This window comes from Clostridium carboxidivorans P7 (assembly GCF_001038625.1).
In the GTDB taxonomy this organism is placed as follows: domain Bacteria; phylum Bacillota; class Clostridia; order Clostridiales; family Clostridiaceae; genus Clostridium_AM; species Clostridium_AM carboxidivorans.
Genome location: NZ_CP011803.1, coordinates 1952706 through 1965807 on the forward strand (window position 1 = coordinate 1952706; position 13102 = coordinate 1965807).

Consider the following 13102-nt stretch of genomic DNA (forward strand, 5'->3'; position numbering starts at 1 on the left):
TTAAATATCTAAAATTGACTTTTTAAGAATTTCAAATTCTTCACTCACTTTTTTAGCATAATGGACAGCTTCATTTAGATTTCCACGTCTTGCAGAAAGTTCCACTTTAAAGGAAATATCCTTTAATTCATATATATTTATTTCATCAGATAAACTTTTTATTTTATTTGCTAACCTTTCAATAGATGACAATTGTTTTTCCTGTAGAGCTTTATTGAGTTCTTCTATGGAATATGCTAATTCTTTCATAAGAATTGGTTTTTCTTTGTTAAGAATTCTACTTTCATCATTAAAAAACTCAACTTCTCCATTTTCATCAAATCTTATACTAAAATTTTTCAAATCTTCTTCTTTGCTACTTACAGTATGACTCTCAATCACATTAAATAGTTTATCCATCTTTACAGGTTTTGGTATATAATCATCCATACCCTTTGATAAAAACTTTTCCTTATCACCCTTTAAAGCATATGCAGTAATAGCTATAATTGGTATATGATTTTCAATTTCTTTTTCCCTTATTATTTTCGTAGTTTCTATACCATTCATTACTGGCATCTGGATATCCATAAGTATTATATCATATTTTTTATTTTCATACATTTTTATTGCTTCTAAACCATTTCCTGCAATATCAACAAGGTATCCTCTTTCTTTTAACATTCGTCCTATAACTTGTTGATTCAACTTATCATCTTCTACAAGCAATATGTTTAAATTTTCAGTTACTTTATTTATCTTAAAAGTCTGTTTTATGTCTTTTTTCAATTCTTTACCAACAGGGAACATTAAAACAAAGTAGAAGCTACTTCCTTGTCCAAGTTTACTTTTAACCAACAAATTTCCACCCATTATCTCAGTAAGCTGCTTAGATATGGCAAGTCCTAATCCTGTACCACCTACTGTTCTTGTTGATGAACCATCTACTTGACTAAAGCTTTCAAATATTGTATTTATATTTTCTTCCGATATACCAATACCTGTATCAGTTATACTAAATTCCAATTTAACATGTTCATCAATAGTTTCTATATTCTTTACTTTTAATGAAATTTCCCCATGCTCCGTAAATTTAATTGCATTATTAATTAAATTATTTAGCACCTGCCTTAATCTATTTGGGTCTCCTAAAAGAAACTGAGGTATAGTAGAAGAAAATGTGTAATTTAATTCAATTTGTTTAGCAAGTGCAGTTGAAGAATTAGCTTTTATTATTTCCTCTATAAGATTTTTAATATCAAAATTAATATTTTCTATAACTAATTTTCCAGCTTCAAGCTTTGAAAAATCTAATATATCATTAATAACCTTTAGTAAAGAATTTGTACAAGACTTAGCCGTCATTAAATTTTCTTTTTGCTCACAATTTAAATCAGTTAAAAGAGTCAAATCTACCATACCAACTAACCCATTAAGAGGTGTTCTAATTTCATGACTCATATTTGCCAAGAATTCACTTTTGGCTTTGCTAGCTGCCTCAGCTTCTTCTTTTGCCTTTCTAAGTTCTATTTCCTTATTCTTTCTATCTTTTATGTCCATTAATACAGCAACAATCACCCTTTTTTCACCAAAATATACAGGAGTTATACTTAATTTAAGCCATACTTCAATTTCTTTATTTTCTATTACTACTACATTATTAAACTCCATATTTGTAGAAACATTAAACTTTTCAGCAAAGGTTATTGCTTTTCTTAAACTACAACTTTTACAATTTTCTCCATATCCACAACCTCTTTCATCATCAAAGCTATTTTTGCAGCAAAAACCATTTCCAACTGCTTTTCCAATAATTTGTGTTTTTTTAATGTTCAAAAACTTTAACACACAATTATTTACTGCATAAACTATTTCATTTTCATCAAGAATTACTACCCCTACAGGCACGGAATTAAATAATGCTTTAAATCCATGTTCCTTGTTTATTAATTCTAATTCAATACTTCTAATTCTTGTAATATCCCTAAAAACTACAACTATTCCAGTGAAGTTTCCTAAGTCATCTTTTATAGGTGAACTATTAGCTGAAATATATTTTTTTCTATTATCCTTTGTTATTAGCCCTGAATTTTTTGTAAGTCCAACCGACTTTCCCAATTTAATTACATTGTCAATTGGACTTTTAACTTTTTCACCTGTACTAATATTTATTAGAGGAAAAACAGTATTAAAATTTTCATTTTTTGCTTCCTTTGATGACCACCCTGTTATTCCTTCTGCTGCTGAATTTAAAAACACAATTTTTCCATCCATATCAACAGCAATTACACCATCAGCCATACAAGATAAAGCATTAATCAAAAATGAATTGTTATTATCTATAATACTATTTTTAATCATTGATCTAGCTCCAATTCTTTGTCGGTTAAAGCAATTCTAGGTGAATTATTTTTGTTATATTTTTTATTTCCATTCATTTTTTTTAAAAATTCTAATACTTCAGGACTAAGTTTTTCTATTTTACCATGATAATTATCTGTTTTCTTCAATTTAAATCTTTCAACTTCTTCTTTTAACATTTCAGCTTGACCATAAAGTTCTTCACTTGCTGCTGCAATTTCTTCAGAAGTTGCAGAATTTGTTTGAACCACATTAGATACCTGCATAATTCCTTGATTAATTTGTTCAATACCCAATGCTTGCTCATTTGATGCTTGAGCTATACCTTTAACAATATCTGCTACTTCTGCAACATCTTTAACTATTTCGCTTAATGCCGATGCTGTTTCAGATGCTATTTTAGTACCACTTTCAACCTTTTTAATGGAACCTTCAATCATATTTGTAGTTTCTTTAGCTGCATTAGCAGAACGTTCAGCTAAATTTCTCACTTCTTCTGCAACTACTGCAAAACCTTTCCCATGCTGTCCAGCTCTTGCAGCTTCAACTGCGGCATTAAGAGCAAGTATATTAGTTTGGAATGCAATTTCATCTATAACCTTAATAATCTTTGAAATATTTGAAGATGATTCATTAATATCTTCCATGGACTTTAACATTTCCTTCATGTGTTCATTACCTTTAATTGCATTTTCTTTTGTAGCAGACGCAAGTTCATTGGCTTTACTTGCACTATTACTATTTTCACTTGTTTGCGATGATATTTCTTCCATGGAAGCAGTTAGCTGTTCAATTGAACTTGCTTGTTCAGTACTTCCTTGAGAAAGTGCAATACTTGAATCAGATGCTTGCTTTGCTCCCGCTGCTACTTCCTCTGCTGCAGCATTTATATTTGACATGGCTTCATTAATATTAATTGACATTTTCATAAAAGCATCTGCTAATATACCTATTTCATCCTTAGTATCTACATTTACATATACATCCAAGTCTCCTTTGGCTATACTATTAGCAGCATTTACAATTTGATTTAAAGGTTTACTTATCATATTGGCAAATAATAAACCTATAACCACTGCAAGTATAGCTCCCACTATTATAACTATAATCATAATTATAGATTGATTTTTATAACTTGCAATATTTATTGAGTTTTTTGTTTCTGCATTTTTCTTATTTAAACTTATCAAATCTTGAATTGATTGATCGCTTTTTTCTCTTAAACTTACAAGTTGACTCACTTTAGAACTTACTTCTAAATAGTTGCCTGCCTTCATTAAGTTTATATGTTCATCTAATGTATTTTTATATGTGGTAAAATTATTTTTTAAAGAATTGAATAAATTTCTTTCCTCTGAAGATTCAATAGTTGGCTCATAATCTTTTTGTATTTGATTACATTCCTCTATTAACTTTTGAATATCATTTATCCTTTGTTGTAACTTGGAGTTATCTTTTTCATACAACATTGACAAATAATCTGAACGGATAATAAATAAATCTTTCTGCATATTTTGAGCATTCTGTATCTCGAGCAAATTGTTTTTATACATGTCTTCACTTCTGCTGTTAATGTTCTTCATATTGGTAATACCAATAATTCCAACTACTCCAATGAAAATTACAAGCATAACAAAATAGAAAATAATCTTAGCTTTTATTTTTAAATTGTAAAACCATTTCATTTTTCATCCCCCTCATTGCTAAATATCATTAAACATTTCCTTTAAAATCATTACATTGACTAAATGTTCAGAATAATATTACATCACCCTTTATCAGCCATTACCTTTGGCTTATTATAATTATTCTTGGTTAATTCCATAATATTCTGAACAGACTGCATATACTAAAACTTTTGAAATGAATTTTCCACTAATTTATTAGCATAAAACTTGTGCTAATAAATTATTTGTTTTTTAAGAGTTGCGATATTTATTTTTTATGTGTAAATTAGTTTTACATATACCTTTTTTCATTAGAAGTGAAGATTTACTTATTGGCTATAATTATACTATGCTGGGAATATGTTGTCAATTTTTGATGTTATATAAGTTAATTAGTAAATTAAGGTAGATAACAAATTGTTAAAAATTCATCTAAAATAACATATAGTATTAAATTCTTCTATATATTGCTACTGAATTAATATTAAGTTATACTATATTTAAAAAATTATTTTTATATAAAAATAATACAACATATAAAGAATTAAGCTTTTACTAAATAGATACTTGTAATCTTAATTCTAAAATTCATCTTATATATAGGAGGTCTTTTATTATGAACATATTAGTTTGTGGAGGTGCTGGTTATATAGGCAGCCACATGGTTGCTTATTTATTAGAAAATGGTCATGATGTCGTTATACTTGATAATCTTCAAACAGGCCATAAGGATTCACTTTTAGGCGGAAAACTTTACATTGGAGATTTAAAAGATAATGAAATTTTGGATAAAGTTTTTACTGAAAATAAAATTGACGCTGTTATAGATTTTGCAGCAAATTCTCTAGTGGGTGAAAGTGTAGAAAATCCATTAAAATATTTTGACAATAATATTGGTTCTACTATAAATCTTTTAGAAGCTATGAATAGACATAATATTAAATATATTGTATTTTCATCTACTGCTGCAACTTATGGCGAACCCGAAAATATACCTATATTGGAACAAGATAAAACTTTTCCAACAAATCCTTATGGTGAATCAAAGCTTGCAGTAGAAAAAATACTAAAATGGTGTGATAAAGCTTATGGCATAAAATATACTGCATTAAGATATTTTAATGCTTGTGGTGCTCATATAAATGGAAATATTGGAGAAGATCACGAACCTGAAAGTCATCTTATTCCTATAATTTTACAAGCTGCCTTAGGTAAAAGAGAAAAAATAATGATCTTTGGAGATGATTATAATACTGAAGATGGTACTTGTGTAAGAGACTATGTTCATGTATCAGATCTTGCTTCTGCCCATTTATTAGCTCTAAAAAGACTTAAAAATGGTGGAGAAAGTAAAATTTATAATTTAGGTAATGGAAAAGGTTTCTCTGTTAAAGAAGTTGTGGATGTAGCAAGAAAAGTGACAGGTATAAATATTAAGGCTGAAATTGCTGCAAGGCGTGCAGGAGACCCTGCTACTTTAATAGCCTCCTCTGAAAAAGCTATAAAAGAACTAGGTTGGGAGCCTAAATTCAACTCTCTTGAAACTATAATAGAAACCGCATGGAAGTGGCATAAAAATCACTTAAATGGTTACGAAAAATAATTTCATTTAATTATTGATACTAAAATTACACTTCTTTTTAGAGGACAATTGTCCTCTAAAAAGTTGTATCACACTATACTTATTATTAAGTTAAAATTTCATTCTCCTCTAACTCTATTTTAAAGCCAAGTATTATATCCAGTAAATTCGCACTATTTTGTGAATTTTCATCAAGTTTCTGCTATTATTAACGAAATTACTAGTAAGTTCCAACTCTTTAATTTAATTGACATTAGGCCCATAGAAAGGAGATATATTATGAAAAGTATAAGATCAAAACTAATTCTAGCAATTTCTTCAACCTGTATTATACTTATTTTGATTTCCTCTATAGTAAGCTATGCTATATCATATAAGACCATTACCAAACAATCAAGCGAACAAGCATTAATTGCTTCTGAAAAGTATTCAGAATTAATCAACGGATGGCTTGATGGACAAGCAAAAATACTTGACGAAACTGATTATGCAATAGAAAATCTAGGTAATTTTGATGAAAACGGTATATCAAATTATCTTCAATCTAAATTAAAATTGAATTCTAATATTACTGATATTTATATTGGAATGACAAACAAAAAAATGATAGATGGTTCTGGTTGGAATCCTCCTGCAGATTATGATTGTACTCAAAGAAGCTGGTACAAATTAGCCATGGAAAAGAAAAGTCTAATTTACACACCACCCTTCTTGGATCAAACTACAAAAAAAATGGTAGTTTCTATAGCTAAACCCGTGACGAAAAATGGACAAGTAATAGGTGTTATTAGTACAGATATTAATTTAGATCTCCTTACAGATACAATAAAAAAAGCTTCACCTATAAATAATAGTTATTCTTACTTAATGGATTCAAGCAATAATATTATTATTCATCCAAATAAGGATTTTCAACCTAAAGATAAAGAGCTTAAAAATTTAAGTAATGTATTTGATGGTAAATATATGTCAATTACTTCTAAAAACTCCTTTGTCTTAAAAGATTATGATGGTACAAATAGATATTTTGTGTCATCAAAGGTAAAAGCTTCAAATTGGATTATAGGATTTGCTATACCTACTAAAGAATTTAACAAACCTCTAAATGCTTTAGTTATATATGCTGTTATCATATTAATAGCGTCTTTAATTTTTTCTTTAATATTTGCTTCATATCTCAGCAGCAAATTAGCTGGCCCTATATCCTTAATAACAAAGGATATCAATAAATTAAAGGATTTTGATTTTGAAAATGATGATGATGAATGCAATAAGGCATTAAAATATAAAGATGAAATAGGCATTATTGCTCATTCTGTATTAAATTTAAAACAAGAATTAAGAAAAATTGTTGAAGATTTAAAAAATAGTTCAGATAGCATATTAAAATACTCAAACAATGTGTCCTCTTCTGTAGAACAAACAGTTATGTCTATTACAGATGTAGCTAAAGCTACAAGCCAATTAGCAGAAGGTTCAGTTGAACAAGCTAAAGAATCAGAAACAGGACTTAAAAAGTTAAATAACTTAGCAGACAAAATAAATACTATAGTATTAAAAACTAATGAAGTAAAAAAATATTCATATTTAACTAATGATGTTAATAAAAAAGGTATGTCTTCCATTTTAGATTTATCTTCTAAATTGGAACAAAATAATGATGCTAGCCAAAAAGTAGCTGAAAATATTAATATTTTATCTAAAAAATCCGAATCTATTGGTGCTATAGTAAATACCATAGAATCCATAGCTGAACAAACAAATTTGTTAGCTTTAAACGCTGCTATTGAAGCTGCAAGAGCTGGAGAATCTGGAAAAGGATTTGCAGTTGTTGCAGATGAAGTTAGAAATTTATCTGAAGAAACAGCTGCTTCTACAAAAGAAATTTCTAATATGATAAAGGAAATTTTAGACGAAATCAATTCAACTCAATTAAACATGGTAAATGCTGAAAAAATAATCAAAGAAGCTAATAATTCTATGGCTGAATCTGAAAAGTCGTTTAAAACAATTGAAGATTCAATAAACAAAATGATAACATACATTGAAGAACTTACATCTGAAATTGATGAAGTTGAAGAAAATAAAGAAATTGCCGTTAAATCCATTGAAGGTATATCCGTAATATCTGAAGAAGCTGCTGCTTCTACTGAAGAAGTTTCAGCTTCTATGGAAGAACAATCTAGTGCTATGGAAATTATATCTTCTAATATGGAAGAACTAAAAAATATTACAAATAGTTTAAATGAAATAGTTGCTAAGTTTAAACTATAAGCTAAAGGCTATCTTAAAATGATTTTTCATTCTAAGATAGCCTTTTTGTTTATATTTTAAATTTTTGAACCATTTCATTAAGCTTCTGCGCAAGTTCAGCTTGACTCTGAGCAGACTTAGAAACCTCACTTACAGCTTTTGTTATTTCACTTATACTGCTTGTAACTTCTTCCGAACCAGCTGCTGATTCCTGTGAAGTTGCTGATATATTTTGAATTGAATCACTTATATTGCCTGCAGCATCATTCATTTTGTTTGATAAAGTTGAAATTTTTTCAGACATATCTCTTACATAATCAGAATCTTTTTCATACTGCACACCTGTATTCATAAGTAATTCATAGCTAGGTTTAACAATATTTTCCATATAGTGTAATATGTCTTGTCCACTTTTTGATAAACTGTCAAATGCATTCCTTACTTGAGATACCATATTTTGAATATTCGTCACAGCTTGAGAAGATTGTTCTGCCAAATCTCTAACTTCATCAGCAACCACTGCAAATCCCTTTCCTTGTTCACCAGCTCTTGCTGCTTCTATTGCAGCATTTAACGCAAGAAGGTTTGTTTGCTCTGCTATACTTCCAATGGAATCAGCCATAATTTTAACTTCTTCAACCACCTTACCGTCCTCAATTGATTTTATAATATTACTTTTCTTTTCCTTATATATTAAGCCTCCCTCTTTTATGTTTTTAGCTGCTTTATCTTTTATATCAATTGCACGTTTGCTTATTTCCTCTGAAGAATTCTTAGCATCTATTGACCTGTTTAGTAATTCACTAGTTGATATAGAAATATCCTGCATAGATGTATTTACGCCTTCGGTTGTTGAGCTCAACTCTTGAGCTCCTTGTGAAATTTGTTCAGTTGATTCATTTGCAGCCTCCATCATAGATGTAATTTCCTCAGTTGTTGCAGATAATTCCTCGCTGGAAGAACTTATGTCTCCTGCACTATCTATTATTGAACTTATTAATTCTTTCACATTTTCACAAGCTTTATTTAAAGCCTTACCTAAATTACCTATTTCATCTTTTCTATCCACTTCTATAGATTTACTTAAATCTCCTTCTCCTAGAGCTTCTGCAAAAACTAAAACTTTATTTATTTCCTTTGAAATCATAAGTGCTATAAACAAGCCAATTATAATTGCAAGTACTAATCCTACCACACCTATAATAGTTGTAATAATAAAAGATGATTCATATGTACTTTTATTCTGAGCATCTGCCTTATCTGCTTGATCAGAATTTACTTTTATTAGATTATCCATATCTTCATAAATTTTTGTTCTTGATTTAGTAACATCAGAAAATTTTTCTTGTGCACCTTTATAATTATTTTCATCAATAAGTTTTATTACAGCAGTAAATGCTTCTTTATATGTACTCCTATCCTTTTTTAACTGTGAAAAAATTGATTCTTCATCTTTAGACAACAATGTTTTCTCATAAGTATCTATACTTGTATCATTTTTGGCACTTAAATCAGTAATTTCTTTTTTTATGCTGTTCTTATCACTCAAGTCCTGTTGATATACAATTTTTAACAAATCTGAGCGAACATCTGCATAATTTTCTTTCATAATCATCAACGTTTCTATTGACTTAAGATTATAATCATGCATAGAGTTAGCATTAGAATATATTGATTTCATATTATATACTCCAATAAATCCAACTACACCAATAAATAATGCTACTACAACAAATGCCGATATTAATTTTTGTACCATTTTTAAATTTTTAAACCACTGCACAATTTGTACCCCCTTAAAATTTTACTAAACACATTTGATTTTTATCATATTGAATATTTAATCATAAATGTTGTTTCGTTAATTATTTGTAATAATATGGTCCCAAAATTGTTCAAACTTCATGATAATAATACATATCAGCTTAAACCTAAATATTCACAATTTTTAGTATAATTTTTCACTTTAAGATTTTTTGTATTATTTTTTTAAAATTGTACAAGATATACAAAATATTTATTTTGTATAATTCATATATAAGTATACTTTGTTTGTAATTTTATGCTAATCCCATTTAACAAATCATTAAGCTTATATCTCTCCTCATTAGATCATCAAATTCTACTTTTATATCACATAAAATATACTAAAGTTTTTTAACTTATCTATCTCTTACAAACTTCCTTAATTAATTAACAAAATGTTTTCTTGAATGGATAAAACACATATGCTAAAGTAATTGTAATATAATAATAATTTTTTAGGAGGAATGACATTGAATAAGTTTTCTTATTATTTAAAAGATTGTTATGGCTTAGATAAATTTTCTAAATATCTTTTGATTATTTCTCTTATTTTTTCACTAAATAGAAATAGTGTAATCATAGGAATATTATTAGCATTTTATGCTACTTGGAGAACTCTTTCAAAAAATAAATATAAAAGGTATCAAGAATTGCAGGGCTTCGAAAATAGCATTCTTATAATTAAACAAATGATATATAGATTTAAAATGAAAATTAATGATTTTAAATATTATAAGGTATTTAAATGTCCTCATTGTTCTCAAAAACTTAGAGTTCCTAGAAAAAAGGGCAAAATACTAATTACATGCAAAAAATGTCATACTGAATTTCATGGTAGAACTTAAATAAAAAATAAACTAGAAACTTTTATATTGTTTCTAGTTTATTTTTTTATTTAAATTTTCACACTCTCTTTTATTTTCTAGTTTGTCCCTGACCATATATAATATATTTCGTGGTAGTCAACTGCTCAAGTCCCATAGGCCCTCTAGCATGAAGCTTTTGAGTACTTATTCCTATTTCTGCACCAAATCCAAATTCACTTCCATCAGTAAAACGTGTAGATGCATTTACATATACTGCAGCTGCATCAACCTCATTTAAAAATCTCTGGCTATTTTTATAGTTATTCGTAATTATAGCTTCCGAATGTTTGGTTCCATATTTATAAATATGATCCATTGCTTCATCCATAGAATTCACAACTTTCACTGCTAAAATCAAATTTAAATATTCAGTTTCCCAATCTTTCTCCTCAGCTGAAACTATATCCTTTATATACTTTTCTGTTTCCGTGCATCCTCTTATTTCAACCCCTAAAGCTTTCAAAGTTTCACCAAGCTTTGGTAAAAATTTTGGAGCAGCATTTTTATGCACTAACAATGTTTCCATAGCATTACATACAGCAGGTCTTTGAGTTTTTGCATTAACCACTATATTTTCAGCCATTTCCAAATCGGCATCTTCATCTACATATACATGACAGTTTCCAACTCCAGTTTCAATTACAGGTACAGTGGAATTTTTCACTACATTTTGTATAAGGCCTGATCCACCTCTAGGAATAAGCACATCTATGTACCCATTCAGCTTCATCATGCAATTAACTCCTTCTCTGTCAGTAACTTCTATAAGCTGAATACTTCCCTTTGGAAGTCCTGATAGTTCTCCTGCCTTGATTATAGTATCTGCAATAGCCTTATTAGAATTTATAGCTTCTTTTCCTCCTCTAAGAATTACAGCATTTCCGGACTTTATACATAAAGCTGCTGCATCTACAGTAACATTAGGTCTTGCTTCATAAATAATTCCTATAACTCCAAGAGGTACTCTCATTTGGCCTATTTGAAGATCATTAGGTCTTCTCCACATTTTTAATACTTGGCCTACAGGATCACCCATAGAAGCAACATTTTTGAGACCTAATGCCATATCCTCTATTCTCTTGTGATTTAAAGCCAATCTATCTAACAAAGCTTCTGTCATACCATTGCTTTTACCTTCTTTTAAATCTTTTTCATTTTGTTCCAGTATAAAAGTTTCATTATTTATTAAAGCTTCACTCATACTAATTAGTGCTTTATTCTTTTCTTCAGCACTCAAATAAGCGAGTTTTCTTGATGCTTCTTTAGCTTTTAAAGCCTTATCAAATATATAATTATTAATATCCATCTTCGTACCCTTCCTTTAGTTTATGTTTTTAGGATATGACCATATTATTACAATGTATTATTTCATCATAATTTTTGTACCCTAATTTGTTTTCTATTTCATCTGAATTCAAACCTTTAATTTGTTCAATTTCACTTGAACTATAATTAGTTATTCCTCTTCCTATTTCTATACCTTTAAAATTTTCAATAGATACAATTTGACCTTGTTCAAAAAAACCTTCAACATTTACTAACCCTTTAGGTAAGAGGCTCTTATGATTATAAAAAATAGCTTCAAAGGCTCCATCATCCACTACTAGCTTTCCTTTTAAATCAGTACTGAAGGTAATCCAGTGCTTCCTAAGTGGAAGTGGATGTTCATTAGGTGCAAATAATGTGCCAACTTCTTTTAAATTAACAATATCCCTTATAACATTTTCATGTTCACCATTTGCTATCACCATTGAAACCCCCGCAGCAGTAGCAATTCTTCCAGCACTTATTTTTGTAGCCATTCCACCTGTCCCTAAAGAAGACCCTGCACCACCAGCACAATTTTCAATTTCTTCTGTAATTTCTTTAACTTCATGTATAAGCTTTGCATTAGGGTTGGTTCTTGGATTGCTATCATATAATCCTTCAATATCTGAAAGCAAAATCAATAAGTCCGCTTCGACAAAAGAAGCTACAGTTGCAGATAAAGTGTCATTATCTCCAAATTTTATTTCATCTACTATAATAGCATCATTTTCATTTACTATAGGAATTGCTCCCATTTCAGCTAAAGCAAAGAATGTATTTCTTGCATTTAAAAATCTAGTTCTATGAGAAATATCATCCTTTGTTATAAGAATTTGTGCAGCTACTTTTCCATATTCCGAAAAAATTTTTTCATACATATGCATAAGTATTCCCTGGCCTACAGCAGCAGCTGCTTGCTTTTCTGGAATTGTTTTAGGTCTGCTTTTAAGTCCTAATTTCCCAATTCCAGCAGCAATAGCTCCTGATGTAACTAGTACCACCTCTTTGCCTTCATTATGCAAATCAGCTATTTGCCTCACAATTTTTTCAATTTGATTTAAATTTAAGAGACCACTTTTGTGTGTTAAAGTAGAAGAACCAACCTTTATGACTATTTTTTTTACGTTTTTTAAATATTTTTTCCTAAGCTCCATAACCTTTTAGTTGCAAAACGCAACTTAAACCCGCCACTTAAAATATAAACATGTGTTATTAAAATGATATAATGTAAAATGTATAACTTCATATTCTATGTTATGAAATTCAATTTAAAGCATAAT

8 protein-coding genes are annotated in these 13102 nt (G+C 28.9%); 3 read left to right on the plus strand and 5 right to left on the minus strand.

Annotated features, from left to right (window positions below):
- Together Ccar_RS08400 and Ccar_RS08405 are read right to left on the minus strand one after the other, a co-directional pair.
- The gene (locus tag Ccar_RS08400) at nucleotides 1-2340 is read right to left on the minus strand and encodes a response regulator (RefSeq protein WP_007059089.1); all 2340 of its coding nucleotides are present in this window, start codon (nucleotides 2338-2340) and stop codon (nucleotides 1-3) included.
- Nucleotides 2337-4025, minus strand: coding sequence for a methyl-accepting chemotaxis protein (locus Ccar_RS08405; protein WP_007059088.1), 1689 nt, complete (start codon nucleotides 4023-4025; stop codon nucleotides 2337-2339). Before Ccar_RS08405 ends, Ccar_RS08400 begins: the two co-directional genes overlap by 4 nt.
- Before the next feature lie 598 nt (nucleotides 4026-4623).
- Here Ccar_RS08405 and galE point away from each other — a divergent pair.
- Nucleotides 4624-5610 carry a UDP-glucose 4-epimerase GalE gene (gene galE, locus Ccar_RS08410; RefSeq protein ID WP_007059087.1) on the plus strand — a complete coding sequence of 329 codons (987 nt, stop codon included), beginning with the start codon at nucleotides 4624-4626 and terminating at the stop codon, nucleotides 5608-5610.
- A 258-nt stretch (nucleotides 5611-5868) separates the two neighbouring features.
- Nucleotides 5869-7863 (plus strand): methyl-accepting chemotaxis protein, encoded by a 1995-nt coding sequence (locus Ccar_RS08415; RefSeq protein ID WP_007059086.1) that lies wholly within the window; start codon nucleotides 5869-5871, stop codon nucleotides 7861-7863.
- A 49-nt stretch (nucleotides 7864-7912) separates the two neighbouring features.
- Here the strand turns inward: Ccar_RS08415 and Ccar_RS08420 are convergent, their stop codons facing one another.
- Nucleotides 7913-9625, minus strand: a complete 1713-nt coding sequence (locus Ccar_RS08420; RefSeq protein WP_007059085.1) for a methyl-accepting chemotaxis protein — start codon at nucleotides 9623-9625, stop codon at nucleotides 7913-7915.
- Between the two features lie 493 nt (nucleotides 9626-10118).
- Between Ccar_RS08420 and Ccar_RS08425 the strand changes: the two genes are divergently transcribed.
- A complete protein-coding gene (locus tag Ccar_RS08425; protein ID WP_007059084.1) occupies nucleotides 10119-10493 on the plus strand; it encodes a hypothetical protein in 375 nt (124 codons plus the stop codon).
- Nucleotides 10494-10563: 70 nt separating this feature from the next.
- Here Ccar_RS08425 and Ccar_RS08430 read toward each other — a convergent pair whose 3' ends face one another.
- Nucleotides 10564-11820 (minus strand): glutamate-5-semialdehyde dehydrogenase, encoded by a 1257-nt coding sequence (locus tag Ccar_RS08430; RefSeq protein ID WP_007059083.1) that lies wholly within the window; start codon nucleotides 11818-11820, stop codon nucleotides 10564-10566.
- A gap of 28 nt (nucleotides 11821-11848) precedes the next feature.
- Nucleotides 11849-12976 (minus strand): glutamate 5-kinase, encoded by a 1128-nt coding sequence (gene proB / locus Ccar_RS08435; protein ID WP_007064678.1) that lies wholly within the window; start codon nucleotides 12974-12976, stop codon nucleotides 11849-11851.
- Nucleotides 12977-13102 lie beyond the last annotated feature (126 nt).